This window comes from Lentzea waywayandensis, from assembly GCF_900115955.1.
Taxonomy (GTDB): domain Bacteria; phylum Actinomycetota; class Actinomycetes; order Mycobacteriales; family Pseudonocardiaceae; genus Lentzea; species Lentzea waywayandensis.
The window spans coordinates 131,215-148,602 of sequence record NZ_FOYL01000006.1; the positions used below are offsets into that span (position 1 = coordinate 131,215).

At 70.0% G+C, this 17,388-nt stretch carries 18 protein-coding genes; 8 read left to right on the plus strand and 10 right to left on the minus strand.

All coding sequences use genetic code 11. The annotated features are described in order from the left end of the window. Positions 1–5: 5 nt before the first annotated feature. Both BM417_RS23770 and BM417_RS23775 read left to right on the plus strand, forming a co-directional pair. On the plus strand, positions 6–1,928 hold the full coding sequence (locus tag BM417_RS23770) for an ATP-binding protein (protein ID WP_177320566.1): 1,923 nt from the start codon (positions 6–8) through the stop codon (positions 1,926–1,928). A gap of 52 nt (positions 1,929–1,980) precedes the next feature. Continuing rightward, entirely contained in the window at positions 1,981–2,517 is a 537-nt protein-coding gene (locus BM417_RS23775; protein ID WP_143138781.1) for a hypothetical protein, read from the plus strand. Here the strand turns inward: BM417_RS23775 and BM417_RS23780 are convergent. Together BM417_RS23780 and BM417_RS23785 are read right to left on the minus strand one after the other, a co-directional pair. Further along, the gene (locus BM417_RS23780; RefSeq protein WP_093598421.1) at positions 2,503–2,796 is read right to left on the minus strand and encodes a SelT/SelW/SelH family protein; all 294 of its coding nucleotides are present in this window, start codon (positions 2,794–2,796) and stop codon (positions 2,503–2,505) included. The genes BM417_RS23775 and BM417_RS23780 overlap by 15 nt on opposite strands. Then, complete coding sequence (locus BM417_RS23785) at positions 2,793–3,671, minus strand: helix-turn-helix transcriptional regulator (RefSeq protein ID WP_093598424.1); 879 nt, start codon at positions 3,669–3,671, stop codon at positions 2,793–2,795. Before BM417_RS23785 ends, BM417_RS23780 begins: the two co-directional genes overlap by 4 nt. Before the next feature lie 142 nt (positions 3,672–3,813). On the opposite strand from BM417_RS23785, the gene BM417_RS23790 reads away from it, so the two are divergent. After that, entirely contained in the window at positions 3,814–4,854 is a 1,041-nt protein-coding gene (locus tag BM417_RS23790; RefSeq protein WP_177320567.1) for an NAD(P)-dependent alcohol dehydrogenase, read from the plus strand. Positions 4,855–4,872: 18 nt separating this feature from the next. Here the strand turns inward: BM417_RS23790 and BM417_RS23795 are convergent, their stop codons facing one another. After that, positions 4,873–5,244, minus strand: coding sequence for a MerR family transcriptional regulator (locus tag BM417_RS23795; RefSeq protein WP_093598427.1), 372 nt, complete (start codon positions 5,242–5,244; stop codon positions 4,873–4,875). 59 nt (positions 5,245–5,303) lie between these two features. Here BM417_RS23795 and BM417_RS23800 point away from each other — a divergent pair, with 59 nt between their 5' ends. Continuing rightward, on the plus strand, positions 5,304–6,353 hold the full coding sequence (locus BM417_RS23800) for an alkene reductase (protein ID WP_093598429.1): 1,050 nt from the start codon (positions 5,304–5,306) through the stop codon (positions 6,351–6,353). On the opposite strand, the gene BM417_RS23805 is transcribed toward BM417_RS23800, so the two are convergent. After that, on the minus strand, positions 6,344–6,931 hold the full coding sequence (locus BM417_RS23805) for a TetR/AcrR family transcriptional regulator (RefSeq protein WP_218164533.1): 588 nt from the start codon (positions 6,929–6,931) through the stop codon (positions 6,344–6,346). The two genes, BM417_RS23800 and BM417_RS23805, sit on opposite strands and share 10 nt — an antisense overlap. 95 nt (positions 6,932–7,026) lie before the next feature. Here BM417_RS23805 and BM417_RS23810 point away from each other — a divergent pair, with 95 nt between their 5' ends. Together BM417_RS23810 and BM417_RS23815 are read left to right on the plus strand one after the other, a co-directional pair. Further along, a complete protein-coding gene (locus BM417_RS23810; RefSeq protein ID WP_218164534.1) occupies positions 7,027–7,407 on the plus strand; it encodes a nuclear transport factor 2 family protein in 381 nt (126 codons plus the stop codon). Continuing rightward, positions 7,404–8,201, plus strand: coding sequence for an NmrA family NAD(P)-binding protein (locus tag BM417_RS23815; protein WP_093598431.1), 798 nt, complete (start codon positions 7,404–7,406; stop codon positions 8,199–8,201). Before BM417_RS23810 ends, BM417_RS23815 begins: the two co-directional genes overlap by 4 nt. Positions 8,202–8,279: 78 nt before the next feature. On the opposite strand, the gene BM417_RS23820 is transcribed toward BM417_RS23815, so the two are convergent. The 6 genes from BM417_RS23820 to BM417_RS23845 all read right to left on the minus strand — a co-directional run bounded on the left by BM417_RS23820 (position 8,280) and on the right by BM417_RS23845 (position 15,896). Continuing rightward, entirely contained in the window at positions 8,280–9,596 is a 1,317-nt protein-coding gene (locus BM417_RS23820; RefSeq protein WP_143138782.1) for a hypothetical protein, read from the minus strand. A gap of 48 nt (positions 9,597–9,644) precedes the next feature. Beyond that, a complete protein-coding gene (locus BM417_RS23825) occupies positions 9,645–11,147 on the minus strand; it encodes a glycoside hydrolase family protein (RefSeq protein ID WP_093598437.1) in 1,503 nt (500 codons plus the stop codon). Between the two features lie 68 nt (positions 11,148–11,215). After that, positions 11,216–11,599 carry an HtaA domain-containing protein gene (locus BM417_RS23830; protein WP_093598440.1) on the minus strand — a complete coding sequence of 128 codons (384 nt, stop codon included), beginning with the start codon at positions 11,597–11,599 and terminating at the stop codon, positions 11,216–11,218. A 151-nt stretch (positions 11,600–11,750) separates the two neighbouring features. Next, entirely contained in the window at positions 11,751–13,982 is a 2,232-nt protein-coding gene (katG, locus tag BM417_RS23835; RefSeq protein WP_093598443.1) for a catalase/peroxidase HPI, read from the minus strand. A gap of 18 nt (positions 13,983–14,000) precedes the next feature. Next, positions 14,001–14,435, minus strand: a complete 435-nt coding sequence (locus BM417_RS23840; RefSeq protein WP_090068208.1) for a Fur family transcriptional regulator — start codon at positions 14,433–14,435, stop codon at positions 14,001–14,003. 66 nt (positions 14,436–14,501) lie between these two features. Further along, positions 14,502–15,896: an aminotransferase-like domain-containing protein gene (locus BM417_RS23845; protein WP_093598446.1), complete on the minus strand. Its 1,395-nt coding sequence runs from the start codon at positions 15,894–15,896 to the stop codon at positions 14,502–14,504. Here BM417_RS23845 and BM417_RS23850 point away from each other — a divergent pair. Both BM417_RS23850 and BM417_RS23855 read left to right on the plus strand, forming a co-directional pair. Further along, entirely contained in the window at positions 15,895–16,851 is a 957-nt protein-coding gene (locus BM417_RS23850) for a DMT family transporter (protein ID WP_093598449.1), read from the plus strand. The genes BM417_RS23845 and BM417_RS23850 overlap by 2 nt on opposite strands. Continuing rightward, complete coding sequence (locus BM417_RS23855; protein WP_093598451.1) at positions 16,815–17,357, plus strand: DUF6939 family protein; 543 nt, start codon at positions 16,815–16,817, stop codon at positions 17,355–17,357. Before BM417_RS23850 ends, BM417_RS23855 begins: the two co-directional genes overlap by 37 nt. The last annotated feature ends 31 nt before the right edge of the window (positions 17,358–17,388 follow it).

Sequence of the window (17,388 nt, forward strand, 5' to 3'; positions counted from 1 at the left end):
AACAGGTGCACAACGAGGTGAACGGCGACGTCCACGGGACCGTGGTGCAGGCACGCGACGTCTACCTGGGCCAACACGTCCAGACAGCCCTGGCCGGTCTGCCGCCGGTCGCCGCCGGGTTCACCGGCAGGGAAGCCGACCTGACCGCCGTCGCCGAGGCGTTGAACAGCCCGCAGCCGGTCGTGGTGTCGACCGGTCTGGCCGGCGTCGGCAAGACCACGCTCGCGGTCAAGGCGGCCCACGACGCCGTCGCGGCGGGCCAGTTCCCCGGTGGCGTGCTGTTCGTGGACCTCCAGGGTTACTCGGCGGGCACGCGTGTCGAACCGTTGACCGCGCTTGCCACGTTCCTCGGCGCACTGGGCGTGGTGAGGGTGCCCGAGTCCCAACCGGAACGGGAAGCGCTCTACCGCTCCAGACTCGCCCAGCGCAGGCCGACGCTCGTGGTGCTGGACAACGCTTCCTCCTCCGAACAGGTCCGTCCGCTGTTGCCGCCGGGGGAGCAGCACCGCGTGCTGGTGACCAGCCGGCACACCCTGGGCGACCTGCAGGGCGCCCGCCGCCTGTCACTGGAGGTGCTGCCTCCCGGTGACTCGGTGGCGATGCTGGCGAACCTGGTGCGCGCCACCGATCCCGCGGACGAGCGAGTGGCGTCCGCACCGGAGACCGCGCACGAGATCGCCGAGCTCTGCGGCTGGTTGCCGCTCGCGCTCGGCATCGTCGCGGCGCTGCTGTCCGACGATCCCGACCTCCCGCTCGCCGAGCTCGTCGTGCTGCTGAAGGAGGCCCGGCTCACCGAGCTGAGCTACCACGAGAACGTGGCCGTGCGGGCGGCGTTCGACCTCTCGCACGACCGGCTCGACCCGGCCGAGCAGCGGCTGTTCCGGTTGCTGTCGCTCAGCCCCGGCCGTCAGGTCAGCACCGAGGCCGCCGCGGCCCTGGCAGGGCAACCGGTGCGGGCGACCCAGAAGCTGCTGGCAGGACTCCGCCGCGCGCACATGATCGAGAGCGGCGAGCCGCACGGCTGGTTCCGCTTCCACGACCTGCTGCGGCTGTACGCGGCCGAACAGTGCGAGGCCGTCGACGGGGAGGTGTGCCAGGCCGCGCTCGCCCGCCTGATCGGCTACTTCGTCCAGGCCGCGGAGCAGGCGGAACAGCAGCGTCCCGACGTCGAGACCCGCCAGTTCGCCCAGCTCTGGCTGCGGACCGAACGCCCCACCATCGTCGCGGTCATCGAGCTGGCGCACCGGCTGGGTCACCACGAACAGGTGCTGCGCCTGGCGTTCGCGATCGGGACGTTCCCGTTCTACCGCCGTCGCCACGGCGGGGAAGGGCTTTCCGCGTACGAGATGGCCCTCGACGCCGCGGTGCGTCTCGGCGACCGGGACGGCGAGGCCAAGGCACTGCGCGGGCTCGGCCGGATCCACCGCGAGATGGGTCACCGCACGGCCGCCCGCGAGCGGTTCGAGCAGGCCATCGCGGTGAGCAGCGAACTCGGCGACCTCAGGGGAGTGGGCAGGGCGCTGCACAACCTCGGCTCGATCGCCAGGCGGCAGAACGACTTCAGCTCGGCGTGGAGGTACTACGGCAGGGCGCTGGTCGCCTACCGGGACGCCGCGGAGCCGCTCGGCGAGGCCCAGATCCGGTACAGCATGGGCGTGCTCGCCGACGCGGAAGGTGACCGGGCACTCGCCACCTCGCATTTCCGGGACTGTGCCGGGACTTCCGCGGGCATCGGCCGTCACGATCTCACCGGACGTGCGCACAAGAAGCTCGCGTTGATCGCGATGGACGCCGACCGGCAGGAGGAGGCACAGCTTCACCTCGAAGCCTCACGCGCCGCCTACCTGGAGGGAGGACATCAGCGGAAGGCGGAGCTGGTGTGGCGGCTGTTCCGGAAGGCCCATCGCAGCAGGCGTTTGCGCGATTGACCTCACCGGTCCTCCACGAAAGGTTGTGGGGAAACCGAAGGGGGAGAACCGAATGCGAGCAACCCTGTCAGGTGTCGTGCTGGCCTTGAGCAGCATGGTGGTCGCGGTAGGGCCGGCGAGCGCGGCCGGACCGTGCTCCGTCTACTCGACGCGGACGACTCCGGGCGGCTACGTCGCCAAGATGACCTGCTCCAGCCCGGACGCGTTCATCGACGGGTACGGCAGCACGACCGGTGACGCGAACCGGGAAGGGCTGCTGCTGCGGCAGTTCCAGAGCAACGGCGGGCCGTTGTGCAGCGGCGACCGCAGCCGTGCCGACGTCGGCGGCTTCAGGATCAGCATGTCGTGCGCGAAACCGACCTCGTTCGTCGACGCGTTCGGCACCACGCTGACGGACGCGGCGCGGGAAGCCCGGCTGCTCAAGGAGATCGCGCCCGGCCGGTTCTGCACGCACGACGGCGTGCGTGCCGTCTCCGGTGGTTACGAGGTCAAGGGCGGCTGCACGAAGCCGACCATCTGGTTCAGCGGCGTCGGCGCCACCGTGACGCAGGCCGCGGAGAACGCGCGACTGTCCTCAGGCGTCGGCTGAGTTCTTGCGATCGGTGTGGCCCAGAGAGCGTTCCGGCGCCACCCGGTCGCGGACGAGCTGCTTGAGCACGGCGAGGTCCGGGAAGCCCTCCTGCTCCTTGCGCGACCACAGCGTCTCGCCGTCGAGCCGCACGTCGAACACGCCTCCGGTGCCGGGGATCAGCGCGACCTCGCCCAGTTCCGCGGTGAACGTGGTCAGCAGCTCCTGCGCGGTCCAGCCCGCACGCAGCAGCCAGCGGCACTGGGTGCAGTACTCGATCTCCAGACGCGGTGTCCTCATGACTGAGTCTTAACAGACTCCCCGGTGCGGGTCGCGTCCGTGCCCCAGCTGGCCAGCAGCTGCAGCGCCTCGGCGGACGGCGTGCTCGGCTCCGCGTGGTAGGTGGTCAGGAAGAGGTCGGGCTCGCTGGGCATCCGCAGCGTCTCGTACGACAGCGTCATCTCGCCGACGAGCGGGTGGCGGATCGCCTTGGTGCCGAAGGACTTCTCCTTGACGTCGTGCCTCGCCCAGAGCTGCCGGAACAGCTCGCTCTTCACCGACAGCTCGCCGATCAGGGCGGTCAGCTCGGGGTCGTTCGGGTAGCAGCCCGCGTCCATCCGCAGGAACGCGACGACGTCGGAGGCCTTGCTCTCCCAGTTGAGGAAGAGCTCCTGGTAGGAGGGCCGGAGGAAGATGAACCGCGCCCAGTTCCGGTCGCGTGGCTCCAGCTCGCCCCAGTCGCCGAACAACGCCGCCGCCATCGGGTTCCACGCGAGCACCTCGCAGCGCCGCCCGCCGATGTACGCGGGCACGTTGATGTTGTCGAGGAGGTGCTTCAGCGCCGGGCGAACGCTGCTGCGCGCCACCTTCTTCTGCTTCTTGTTGTCGTACGGGCAGGCGGTGAGGTTGCGCAGGTGCGTGTGTTCGGCCTCGCTGAGCTGCAGCGCACGTGCGATCGAGTCCAGCACCTCGTCCGAGACGTTGCGGCCGTTGCCCTGCTCAAGCCGTGTGTAGTACGCCACGGAGACGCCCGCGAGCTGCGCCAGCTCCTCGCGGCGCAGGCCCGGTACACGGCGGGTGCGGCCGTAACGGGGCAGTCCGACGTCGTCGGGGGACAGCCGCGCCCGGCGGCTGCGCAGGAACTCGCTCAGCTCGGTGCGCGGGTCTACTTCCATGCACCCGAGTATCCCCGGCCCGCGCGAACCGTGCCTGCTACTGCTGGTAGTAGGCACGGCAGACGTACGAAGAACAGGTGTCTGGGTAGCTCTCCCGAAACGGCGCAGTGTCCACATCGACACGACGACGAGGAGAAACCTGATGAGCACCGTCGCTGCCTACGCCGCTCCAGCACCCAAGGCACCGCTGGAGCGCACCACCATCGAGCGTCGCGCGGTCGGCGCGCACGACGTCCTGATCGACATCAAGTTCGCCGGCATCTGCCACTCCGACATCCACCAGGTCAACGAGGGCTGGGGCGAGGCCATCTTCCCGATGGTTCCCGGCCACGAGATCGCCGGTGTCGTCACCGAGGTCGGTTCCGGCGTGACGAGGTACGCCGTCGGCGACCGCGTGGGTGTCGGTTGCTTCGTGGACTCCTGCCGTGAGTGCGACTACTGCCTGCGCGGCCTGGAGCAGTACTGCGCCAAGGGCAACGTGCAGACCTACAACGCCGTCGACCACAACGGCGACGTCACCTACGGCGGCTACTCGAAGCAGATCGTCGTCGACGAGAACTACGCCGTGCGCATCCCGGACTCGCTGCCGCTGGACGTGGCCGCGCCGCTGCTGTGCGCGGGCATCACGCTGTACTCGCCCCTGAAGCACTGGAACGTCGGCCCCGGCAAGAAGGTCGCGATCGTCGGCCTGGGCGGCCTCGGCCACATGGGCGTCAAGATCGCCGTCGCGCTCGGCGCCGAGGTCACCGTGCTGTCGCAGTCGTTGCGCAAGAAGGACGACGGCCTCAAGCTCGGCGCCCACGACTACCGCGCCACCAACGACCCCGCGACGTTCGCCGAGCTCGCGGGCAAGTTCGACGTGATCGTCTCCACGGTGTCCGCGCCGCTCGACTTCAGCGCCTACATCGGCCTGCTCAGGACCGAGGGCGCGCTGGTCAACGTCGGTGCGCCGGAGGAGCCGGTCTCGCTGAACCTGTTCAGCCTGATCGTGCAGCGCAAGACGCTCGCCGGATCGATGATCGGCGGCATCGCGGAGACCCAGGAGATGCTGGACTTCTGCGCCGAGCACGGCCTGGGCGCCGAGATCGAGCTGATCGACGCAGACCAGATCAACACCGCCTACGACCGCGTGCTGTCGAGCGACGTGCGGTACCGGTTCGTGATCGACACCGCCACGATCTGAGATGTGCGCCGTGCCCGCTCAGCCGGGCGGGCACGGCACCCCGGTCGTGTAGGCCTTCGTGGCGCCCGCGATCACCGTGTCGAGCTGCTGGAGCGTCTCCTGCAGCTCTTCGATCTGCTTCACCACCGACGACCGGTGCCCGCGCAGCTTGGCCAGGACCTCCGGCGCCGCCACCCCCGTCACCACGCACGGCAGCATCTCCAGGATCGACGCGCTGGAGATCCCGGCGGCGTAGAGCTGCTGGATCAGCTTGACCCGGCCGACGGCGTTGTCGGCATAGCGCCGTTGCCCGCTTCCGCTGCGTTCGGCTGCGAGAAGGCGCTGCTCCTCGTAGTAGCGCAACGCGCGCACGCTCACGCCCGTGCGTTCCGCCAGCTCACCGATGCGCATATGACCTCCGCCACAAAAGCTACCTCTGACGTCAACGTCAGGTTTCTACCTTAGCTCCCATGCTGCTCACGAGCTACGAACTCGGAAACCTGACCCTGCCGAACCGCCTCGTCATGGCGCCGATGACCCGCGCGCGGGCCGTTGACGGCAAACCGACCGAGGCCACGGCCACCTACTACGCCCAACGCGCCACCGCCGGGCTCATCGTCACCGAAGGCGTGCACCCGAACGCGGTCGGCCAGGCCGGTCCGTTCATGCCCGGTGTCCACAACGACGAGCAGGTCGAGGCCTGGCGCGTGGTCACCGACGCTGTCCACGCGAACGGCGGCCGCATCTTCGCCCAGCTCATGCACGGCGGCCGCATCGGCCACGCCGAGGTCGCCGGGCACCACCCCGTCGGTCCGTCGGCGATCGCGGCCGGCACCGACGTGTTCACCCCGACCGGGATGGAGCCCGCGCCGGTGCCGCGGGCCTTGTCGGCGGCGGAGGTCGCGGACCAGGTCCAGGCGTTCGGCGACGCGGCCCGCAAGGCCGTCGAGGCCGGGTTCGACGGGGTCGAGCTGCACGGTGCGAACGGGTACCTGATCCAGCAGTTCCTGTCCTCCAGCGCGAACGAGCGCACCGACGGGTACGGCGGCTCGATCAGCGGCCGGATCCGGTTCGCCGTCGAGGCGGTCGAAGCGGCGGTGGACGCCATCGGGCCGGACCGCGTCGGCATCCGGCTCTCACCGGGCGGCGAGATCCAGGGCATCGTCGAGGAGAACGTGCCCGCGCTCTACGGCGAGCTGCTGAAGGCGTTGCCGGACATGGCCTACATCCACGTGCTGGCGACCGTGGACGACGAGCGGCTGATGGAGTTGCGCAAGGCGTGGCCGAGCGCGTTCATCCTCAACCCAGGCGGCCAGATCGGCCCGAACGTGAGCACTCAGGAGCAGGGCGAGCGCTGGCTCGCCAACGGCGCCGACCTGATCAGCTACGGCCGCGCCTACATCGGCAACCCCGACCTGGTCGAACGGTTCCGGCTGGGCCTGCCGCTCGCCGGTGCCGACCAGGCGACCTGGTTCCAGACCCCCGAGGGCTACGTCGACTACCCCAGCCATCAGCACTGAAGCGCCCGCAGCAGGTGGTCGACGAGCCGTTCGAGGTAGTCGGGCTCGACCTCGGCCCGCCGGACCGACAGCCGCCAGTAGACCGGGGCCGCGACCAGGTCCAAAGCGATCTCGAAGTCCAGATCGGCCGGTAGTTCGCCCCGGTCGATCGCCCGCCGCAGCGTCACGGCGCCGAGCGCGCGCCGGGGTTCGCCGATCGTCGCCGCGATCGCGTCGGACAACGCCGGAGTGCGCACGGCCTCGGCGGTGAGGTCGGGCAGGATCGTGGCGAACCGGGGGTGCGTCAGCCAGTCGTGCACGGCCGTGACCGTGGCCAGCAGGTCGCCGCGCAACGACCCGGTGTCCGGAACCTCGGCCAGTGGCACGGAGAACTCCGACAGCGCCGCGACCACCATGTCCTGTTTGGACGGCCACCGCCGGTACAGCGCGCTCTTGCCGACCTCCGCGCGCTTGGCCACGGCTTCCATGGACAGCCGTCCGTAGCCGTGCAGGGCGAGCTCGTCGAACACGGCGTCGGTGATCGCCTGCGTCACCTGGGGCTGCAGGACGGCGGCGCCGGTCGGGGTGCGCTTGGTCATGACGCACATCATAGGACTGGACGAGACGGTCCCGTCCCGCTTAACGTTGAGGACGGGACGGGACCGTCTCGTCCATTTCTTTCGAAGGAGCTTTCGTGGACCTCATCCCGAGGGCACTGCAACTGCTGCTGGACAAGGACATGATCGGGTTCGCGGGCCTGTGGGCCGAGGACGGCGTGATGGAGTTCCCGTTCGCCCCGCCCGGCTGGCCGGCCGGGGTGGAGGGCAGGGCCGCCATCGAGGACTACCTGCGCGACTACCCGAAGATGCTCGACATCCAGGGCTTTCCGAAGCAGGTCGTGCACCGGAGCACCGATCCCGACGTGCTCATCGCCGAGTTCGACGCCGAGGGTGTGGTGGTCGCGACGGGTGAGCCGTACCGGGCCTCCTACATCGCGGTCATCACGACCCGCGACGGCGAGATCGTGAGCTACCGCGACTACTGGAACCCGCTGCTCGCGCAGGAACTGGCATGACCGCGTTGATCATCGGAGGCACCGGGACGACCGGCAGCCGCCTCGCCTCGTTGCTGCCCGATGCCCGCATCGGAACCAGGAAACCGGTGCTTCCGGACCACGTCCGGTTCGACTGGGACGTGCCGGCGACGTTTGAGAACGCGCTGGAGGGGATAGATCGTCTTTACCTGATCCCCCCGGTCGGCGTCGTCGACCCCGCGCCGGTGGTCGAGTCGCTGCTCACTCGAGCGCGGCTCGTGCGGCGAGTGGTACTGCTGAGCTCGTCCGCGGTGCCGGAGAGCGCCACGGGGATGGGCGCTCTCCCGGCGCTCGTGCGCGCCATGCCGGAATGGGCGGTGCTGCGGCCGTCGTGGTTCATGCAGAACTTCACCGGCGACCACCTCGTCGCCCAGGGCGTCCGGTCCGGCGAGATCGTCACGGCCACCGGAGACGGCCGGGTCGGGTTCATCGACGCCGCCGACATCGCCGCGGTGGCCGCGCGGGCGTTGACGGATCCGTTGCCGCACAACACCGATCACCTGATCACCGGTCCGGAGGCGCTCAGTTACGCCGACGCCGCCGCGATCATCACCGAGGTCACCGGCAAGCCCGTGCGGCACCGTTCGGTGAGCACCGGGGAGATGACCGAACGGATCGGGGCGGTGCTGCCCAAGGAGTTCGCCGCCGTCCTCGCCGCGCTCGACGAGGACATCCGCGGTGGAGCGGAGGACCGGGTCACCGCGACCGTCGAGGACGTGACGGGCAGGCCCGCCCGGTCGTTCCGCGACTTCGTCAGGCGAACGTCCAGCGAGTAGCGCCACCGGACCCGCGGTACCTCGCGGCGACCCGGTCCAAAGTGGACTCGTCGCCGACCGGCACGAGGTCCGTTCCGGTCAGCGCACCGACTCGCACGGAACGACGAAGAACCAGTCATCCGGCGCGTGCTCCAGCCGTGCCTCCGTCGCTCCCGCGGCGCACTCGGCACGGGCCTTCGCGAGGCTCTCGTCCCACGCGATGCCCGTGAGCGCCGTCTTCGGTTCCCGCAGGTAGGAGAAGACGCTGACCACCACGAGGAATCCGATCAGGTAGCGGCTCCCGGTGACCACCACCCGTTCCCAGGTCTTCGTGGGCGTCGCGTCGAGGCCCACGAAGATCGCGGTGAACAGGAACAGGCACGGCGCGATGCTGTAGCGCTGCGCGGCCATCACCACGTCCGGCGCCTGCACCTGGAGGACCTGCGTCCAGTTCAGCACCAGGCACGCCACGATGAGGATCACGCTGTAGGCAACGGCGACCAGCGCGAGCGTCCGCCCGGCCCGGTCACCGAACCGCAGGCCCGCCGCGATCGGCACGGCGGCGGCCAGCAGTGAGCCGAGGATCAGCAGGTTGCCCATCGCCGGGTAGAGCTCGCTGACCCGCTCGGACCCCGTGAACGCCACCACCGGCACCCGCAGCAGGCTCGCCAGCAGCACCTGCACCGGGTCGACCTCGTCGTGCGAGTACGGCGTGCGCGACGCGAACAGCATCGTCAGCCCCTGCACGACCAGTCCGGCGAGGAACGCGATCGGCACCTCCCTGCGCGGCTGGAAGAGCCGCAGGAGCGCGATCGGCGCCAGGATGAACACCAGCGGGCTCGACAGGGCGGCGAGGACCACGAACAGCGCGATCGGCACGCGCGGGGCGTTGCGCCACAACAACGCCCAGAAGGCGCCGTAGAGCAGGAACCAGTGCAGGTTCGCCATGTTGTTCAACGTCTCGGAGTTGCCCGCCGGCAACACGATGACGAGCGCCGCCAGCGCGAACCGCATCGGCGTCGACCTCAGGTACGCCTTCGAGGCCGCGAACGTGATCAACGCGATGAGCGCCCGCAGCACCGCGGCGCTGACCGCGAACCCCGCGGCCGTCCACTCGAGCGGCAGCAGCGCGACCAGCTGGGCGACCATGCGCGGCAGCATGTGCAGATAGCCGCCGTAGGGGTCGGTCAGGTTCTGGAGCGCGGGCGAGCGCACGGCGTCGACCACGAACCGGGCGCCGTCCTCGGCCCACAGGTGATCAAGCCGGGACCAGCCGGCCGGGATGAGCAGCAGGAACGCCATCGCGGCCACGAACGCGCCCAGGAAGCCCAGCCACGCCAGTTCGTGCCGCGGTTCGTCCGGCAACGGCACCACGCTGTCCGCGAGCGCTCTGGGCCGTTGCGCCGTCAATGCCACCAGTCGGTCCCCCGTGTCCGATTTCAAGCTCGGGGAGAACGTATCCGGTCAGGATCGGACGAGGTCCGGCAGGCGCTCGTACGTGGCCCACTGCTCAGCGGACACCGCGGTGATCGGGGACGAGTTCAGCGCCGCGAGCTCCGTCGAGCCGACCACCCACAGCTTGCCGTCGAGCAGCAGCCCGACCGTGCCGTCGGGGGCGCTCACCGCGGGCGCGCCGGCCGGGACCTTGGCCGTGAGCTTCAACGACTCGACGCCCTGCGGCCGGGTGCCGAGCACTCCGCGCGAGAACTTCTCGGCCACCGAGCGGCGTTCGAACCTCATCAGGGTGCCGCCCGCGACGACGTCGAGCGTGCGTTCCGGGGACGGCACCGCGTAGCCGTTGAGGACCCTCGCCTCGGCCGCGGTGGCGCATCCCTTCGTCCCGGTCACGTCGATGCCGAAGTGGGAGATGTTCGTCGGCCCCGCCGGGCCGTCGAAGGTGCCGCGCAGCACGTCGATCGCGACCCGGCCGCACGGGTCCTTGGCGTTGATCGGCGCGTGGCCCGCGGGTGTGCGCAGCAGGCCGGGGCCTTCCTTCCAGGGACCGGGGATCAGCACGGGTTCGAACGGGTGCCGGGTGAAGTCCTTGTTCCAGAACGTGATGGTGGTGCCGTTGTCGGTCTCGTGGGCGATGGCGAACGACGACACCGCGTCGATCCACATCCAGTCCGCGCTGAACGCCTCGACCACCGACCGGGTGCGCGGCCCGTTGTTCGTCGTGACCGGCTTGAAGCCCTGCTGGCCCAATGCCTCGACGCCCTTGGCGAACGTCGGGTCCTTCGACCGCAGCACGTACTGGCCCGCGCCGTTCTGGTGCGAGGCGAGGCCGGTGGTGTCGGTGAACATCAGGTACACCCAGCCGTCGACGTAGATCGCCGACTGCTGGCCCGCGCCGTAGGTGTTCTCGCGGATGTTGTCGCCCGCCGGGCCGAGGAACGACTGACCGCCGTTCTCCCGCGTCCAGGTGACGCCGTCCGTGCTGGACGCGACGCCCACCGAGCTGCCGTTCGCGTGGTTGTCCCGCGCCGCGCCCGTGTAATACATGTAGTAGACGTCGCCGATCTTGACCAACGACGGGTCGCAGGTGTGGATCGCGTCGAAGCTGCCACCGCTGCCGGAGAACACCGGGGCCGCCGTCGAGAAAGGTCCACCGACGCTCGGGCCCTCGCTGTAGAGGATGTCGTCGCCGCCGGGCGGGGCCGCGCTCAGCTGGCTGCACCACCACGCGCGCACCTTGCCGTTGTCGAGCATCACGGCGGGCGCGTAGTTGTACGGCGCGTCCCCGGCTCCGGCGATCACCGTGCCGCCGCTCTGGCGGCCGTTGTCCACCGTGAGCTTGATGTTGTCCCTGGGGGGCTGCGTCGGTGCCGGCTTCTTCGACGACGGGGGCGTCTGCTGCTCGGACGGTCCTCCGACCGGGTCGCCGACCGCCGCGTTGGTGCACGCCGTGACCGCACTGACCAGCGCGAGCGCAGCGAGTAACGCGAGAGGTCGACGACTCAGGGGCACTCACCCATCATAGTGATCAAGTCCTCCGTACGGGTGAAGTGCGTTGGCGCGAACCGATTCATGTCCTCTCAATCAGTCCTTATCGTCGACGTGAAAAGCGCGATTCCGCTGCCCAAGAGCACAATTCCGGCGATCAAAGGCACCAGGAGAGACGCACCCGTATTAGCCAGCCGTTGCGGCCGGAACGTGAGTGGTGGCACCAGGTCCTGGGGCGTCTGCGCGGCCGGCGGCGGACCTGCCGGACCGGGCTGCCGCGGCAGCTCTGAGCAGGACGAACCCAGGGTCAGCGTGAGGTCGTCGAGCTTGTCACCGGCCCCGTAGAACCCGGCGAACGCCTCGGAGTTGGTGAGCGTGCTCTTCGCGCCTGTGACGGTGAGCACACCCGCGTCGTTGACGGTGACCTTCGGGTTCGCCAGGTGGATCGGCCGGAACCACGTTGCAGGCCACGACATCGGCGAACCCGCACTACGCGAGCCCGCGAGCCGGCAGGTCGAGCCGCTCCCGCACAACCCAGGCCTCGGTCCCGCGCAGCCGCGTCCCCGGTGAAAGACGAAGGTGCCCCAGGCCGGGGGAGTTGGCCTGGGGCACCGGGGAGGGGCTGGATCAGACGTCGTAGCGGTCCGCGTTCATGACCTTGTTCCACGCGGCGACGAAGTCCTGGACGAACTTCGCGGCGGCGTCGTCACTCGCGTAGACCTCGGCGATGGCGCGCAGCTCGGAGTTCGAGCCGAACACCAGGTCGTTGCGGGTGCCGGTCCAGCGGACGGCGCCGGTGGAGCGGTCGCGGCCCTCGAAGTTCTCCTGGTCCTCGGTGACCGACTTCCACTCCGTCTCCATGTCGAGGAGGTTGACGAAGAAGTCGTTGGTCAGCGTCTCCGGCTTGGCCGTGAGGACGCCCGCGGCCGAACCGCCGTGGTTGGCGCCCAGCACGCGCAGGCCGCCGACCAGCGCGGTCAGCTCCGGCGCGGAGAGACCGAGCAGGTTCGCCTTGTCGACGAGGAGGTACTCCGACGGCAGCGGGTGGCCCTTGCCGCGGTAGTTGCGGAAGCCGTCGATCGTGGGCTCCAGGACGGCGAACGACTCGGCGTCGGTCTGCTCCTGGGTGGCGTCGACGCGGCCCGCGAGGAACGGCACCTCGACGTCGTGGCCCGCGGCCTTGGCGGCCTGCTCGATCGCCGCGGCGCCGCCGAGGACGATCAGGTCGGCCAGCGAGACCTTCTTGCCGCCGGTCGCGGAGCTGTTGAACGCCTCCTGCACGCCTTCCAGCGTGCGCAGGACCTGCGCGAGCTGGTCGGGCTCGTTGACCTCCCAGCCGCGCTGCGGCTCGAGGCGGATGCGGGCACCGTTGGCGCCACCGCGCTTGTCGCTCTGGCGGAACGACGAGGCCGAGGCCCACGCGGTCTTGACGAGCTGCGAGACCGAGAGACCGGACTCGAGGATCTTCGCCTTCAGCGACGCGACGTCGTCGGCGGAGATGACCTCGTGGTCGACGACCGGCAGGCGGTCCTGCCAGATCAGCTCCTCCTGCGGCACCTGGGCGCCGAGGTAGCGCTGGATCGGGCCCATGTCGCGGTGGGTCAGCTTGAACCACGCGCGGGAGAACGCGTCGGCGAACGCCTCGTGGCTCTCCGCGAACTTGCGCGAGATCGGCTCGTAGATCGGGTCGAAGCGCAGCGCGAGGTCCGTGGTCAGCATCTGCGGCGTGCGGTTGAGCGTGCCGTCCTCGGGGTCCGGCACCGTGTTGGCGCCCGCGCCGTCCTTCGGCTTCCACTGGTGCGCGCCGGCGGGGGACTTGGTGAGCTCCCACTCGAACGCGAAGAGGTTCTTGAAGAACAGGTTCGTCCACTTGGTGGGCTGCTGCGTCCAGGTCACCTCCAGGCCGGAGGTGATGGTGTCGCGGCCCTTGCCGGAGCCGTGCGTGCTGATCCAGCCGAAGCCCTGCGCGTCGATCGAGGCGCCCTCGGGCTCCGCGCCGACGAGGTCGGGGTCGCCCGCGCCGTGCGCCTTGCCGAAGGTGTGGCCACCGGCGATGAGCGCGACGGTCTCCTCGTCGTTCATGCCCATGCGGCCGAACGTCTCGCGGATGTCGCGGGCGGAGGCCAGCGGGTCCGGGTTGCCGTTGGGGCCCTCGGGGTTGACGTAGATCAGACCCATCTGGACGGCCGCGAGCGGCGACTCCAGGTCGCGGTCACCGCTGTAGCGCGCGTCGCCGCCGAGCCACGTGGTCTCCGGGCCCCAGTAGACGTCCTCGTCCGGCTCCCACACGTCCGCGCGGCCGCCGGCGAAGCCGAAGGTCTCGAAGCCCATGGTCTCCAGCGCGCGGTTGCCCGTGAAGATCATGAGGTCGGCCCAGGAGACCTTCTTGCCCCACTTCTTCTTCACCGGCCACAGCAGACGGCGGGCCTTGTCCAGGTTGCCGTTGTCCGGCCAGCTGTTGAGCGGGGCGAAGCGCTGCATGCCCGCGCCGGCGCCACCGCGACCGTCGTGGGTGCGGTAGGTGCCCGCGCTGTGCCACGCCATGCGGATCATGAACGGGCCGTAGTGCCCGAAGTCCGCGGGCCACCAGTCCTTCGACTCGGTCAGCACGGCGTCGACGTCGCGCGCCAGCTCGTCGAGGTCGACGGTCAGGAACTCCTGGCCGTAGTCGAGCTCACCACCGAACGGGTCCGCCTGGACGGGGTGCTTGCGCAGGATCCGGAGGTTGAGCTGGTTGGGCCACCAGTCTCGGTTGCTGCCGCCCTCACTGGGATGGCTGATGCGACCGTGCGCGACCGGGCAGCCGCCGGCCTCCTCCTCGTTCAGGTCTGCCAGCTTGGCGTCAGTGCTGTCGGACACGGGAATCCTTCCGGGTGTTCAGGAACTTTTCGCGGCGGTCGTGCACTCGGGGCAGCTGCCCCAGTAGATGACCTCGGCCTCGTCGATGACGAAACCGTGGTCGTCGGATGCGTCCAGGCACGGTGCGTGGCCGACTGCGCAGTCGACGTCGGCGATGGCACCGCAGGATCTGCACACGACGTGGTGGTGGTTGTCCCCGACGCGCGCCTCGTAGCGGGCGACCGAACCCTGGGGCTCGATCTTGCGCAACAGGCCGGCGCCGGTCAGTGCGCGGAGCACGTCGTACACGGCCTGATGAGAGACCGCGCCGAGGTTCTGACGCACGACACCGATGATCGAGTCCGTGTCGGCGTGCGGGTGGGAGTGCACTGCGGACAGCACGGCTATCCGCGGAGCCGTCACCCGGAGCGACGCTCCACGCAACAGGCGCTCGAAATCGGAAGCCGTGGGCACGAACGCCACCCTGCCGTCTTTTCTGGAACGAGTCAAGTTAATGAACGATGCAGTTCACCCGAACGGTCACCGCCGTACGGCGACCACGGCGCCGGCCAACCGCCGGACGCCTTCGGCCAGCACGTGCTCAGGTGCGCCGCCGTAGGTCAAACGAAGAAAACTGCCCGGTGGTTCAGCGGCGAACCACGGCCGTCCCGGGAACACCACGACATCACGCGCCGCGGCCGCGGTGGTCAGCTCCAGGTCGTCCACGCCGTCCGGCAACGTCGCCCACAGGTGCAGGCCACCGGACGACTTCGCGAGCTCGAACTCCGGCAGGTGTTCGCGGATCGCGTGCGTCAGAGCGTCACGCCTGGCCCTCAAGGACTGCTGGAGCGTGCGCAGGTGCCGCCGCCAGACCGGGGACGTCACGAAGTCGATCGCCGCCTCCTGCAACGGACCCGCGACGTACAGGTCCTGCCGGGACCGGGTGTTCTTCAGCCGGGTGCCCGCCGGGCCGCGGGCGCCGATCGCCGCGACGCGCAGTCCGGGCGCGGCGACCTTCGTGAGCGAGCGGACGTAGACGACGTGGCCGTCGGTGTCCTGCGAGACCAGCGTCGGCGGCGCGGTGCCGTCGATCGTGAAGCCACGCGCCCAGTCGTCCTCCACGAGGAACGCGCCCACGCGGCGGACGATCCGCATGACCTCGGCGCGTCGTTCGTCGGACAGCACGGCGCCGTGCGGGTTCGCGTGCAACGGCTGGCAGTAGAAGACCTTCGCGCCGGTGCGTTCGAACGCGGCCTGGAGCAGGTCCGGCCGCACGCCGTCCTGATCGGCCGGCACCGGCACGACCTTGAGCCCCGCGTCGCGTGCCGCCGCGATCGCGCCGAGGTAGGTGGGCGACTCGACCAGCACGGCGTCACCACGTTCCCCGAGCCCGCGGAACACCGTCGCGAGTGCTTCCTGCGCGCCCGCGCACACCGTGATGTCGCCGGTCCTGAGCTCACCCCCGGCCTCTTTCGCGAACCACGCGCGCAGCTCTTCCTTGCCCTCGACGGGAACGCGTCCCCACGAGGCCGGCCGGCGCGCGGCCCGGCTGAGCGCGGCACCGAGCGCGTCGGTGGGCTGAAGTTCGGGGTCGAGGTAGCCGCTGGTCAGCGGAATCGCCTCGGGTTTGGGGACCGCGACGAGGTTCGCCACGAGGTCCTCGCCCGGCCTGCCCTCGCCGAGCGCCACGGCCTGCCACGACAGGTCACGGCTGGTCGCCGTCGTGCGCGCGGCGACGTAGCTGCCGCGGCCGGGCCGCACCTCGACCAGCCCTTCGGCGGTGACGCGCTGGATCGCCTGCTGGACCGTCGCGGGCGAGGCCCGGTGCCGCGCCATGAGATCGCGCACCGAGGGCATGCGGTCGCCGGCCCGGCCGGACCGTGCCGCTGCTCTCAGCTCCTCGATAACGCGGACGGCTGCGTTATCCTCATTCATGAGAGCCAAGAGTAACGTTATTGTGCCGGCGGGGGTAACACTCGGCGCGCTCGGAGTCCTGGGTTTCAGCTACTCCCTGCCCGCGACCCGCCTGGCGGTGGCCGGACTGGACCCGTGGTTCGTCGCATTTGGACGCGCCCTCGTCGCCGGAGTTCTGGCGATCGCCTACCTGGCGTTATCGCGAGCCCCCCGCCCGTCGGCAACGCAGATCCGCCGACTGGTCGTCGTCGCCGCGGGCATCGTGATCGGCTTCCCGCTCTTCACGTCCCTGGCTCTCACCACCCAGACCTCGGCCCACGGTGCCGTCGTGATCGCCGTGCTGCCCATGTCCACGGCGATCTGGGCCGTCCTGCGCGCCTCCGAACGCCCACCCCTGGCGTTCTGGCTCGCCAGCGGCGCAGGCCTGCTCGCGGTACTGGCGTTCGTGGCCACCGGCGGCGGCCTCTCCGGTTCGCTGAGCCTCGCCGACGTCTACCTGCTGGTCGCCGTTGTGCTGTGCGGCCTGGGATACGCCGAGGGCGGCGCGCTCTCCCGCGAACTGGGCGGCGCCAGGACGGTCTGCTGGGCGCTGGTCGTCTCGCTGCCCGTGACGATCCCGGTTTCCTTGTACACAGCGGACTTCTCGCGCGCCAACGGCGTCGTGTGGTTCAGTTTCGCTTACGTGTCACTGATCTCGATGTTCCTGGGCTTCTTCGCCTGGTACGCGGGCCTGGCCGCGGGCGGTGTGGCCAAGATCGGCCAGATCCAGCTGGCCCAACCGGTTCTGACACTCCTGTGGTCAGCGCTGGTCCTGAGTGAACCGGTCGGCTGGCAGGCCCTCGCCACTGCGGCCGTCGTGCTCGTCTGCGTCGTGCTGACCCAACGCAGCCGCGTGCCCAGCGGCCCGAAATTGTCAGACCCTCCTGCCATCCTCGACCCATGCCGATCGAAGTCGCGAGCAAGCGACGCAAGGTGAAGCGCCCGGACGCGGTGGTCATCGACGTGACCTCCCGCGGCCCTGAGCCGTGGGTGCGCTTCAGCCCGTTCTACCCGCACGGCCAGATCCCGGTGCCGCTCTCACCCGGTGTGACGAGCGAATCCGTCGAGGGCCTCTGGCAGGCGCTGAAGGTCTTCGAGGGCACCGACGTCGACCCGTCGAAGCTCGCGGTGACGTCGATGAAGGGCCTGAAGCGCACGGTCCGCCGCTTCGGTCAGGTCCGGGGCCACCGCGCGGGCCTGGCCGGCGAGCGCCTGCTCGACTACCGCACGGCCCGGCAGGAGATCTACTTACCGGCCTACCGCTGGGTCCTGGAGCACCGGCTACAGGCGGAAGTCGCGCGGCTGCACGAGTTGGCCGAGTCCGCGGACGTCGTCCTGCTCGACTACACGACCAACGGCGACGTCGAGGACCTCAGCACGCCGCTGTCGCACGCCGCCCTGATCGCCGACCATCTGAGGAGGCTCACCGCTCACGCGTCCTGAAAGCCGGATTTATACTTTCTGCTCTTCGGCT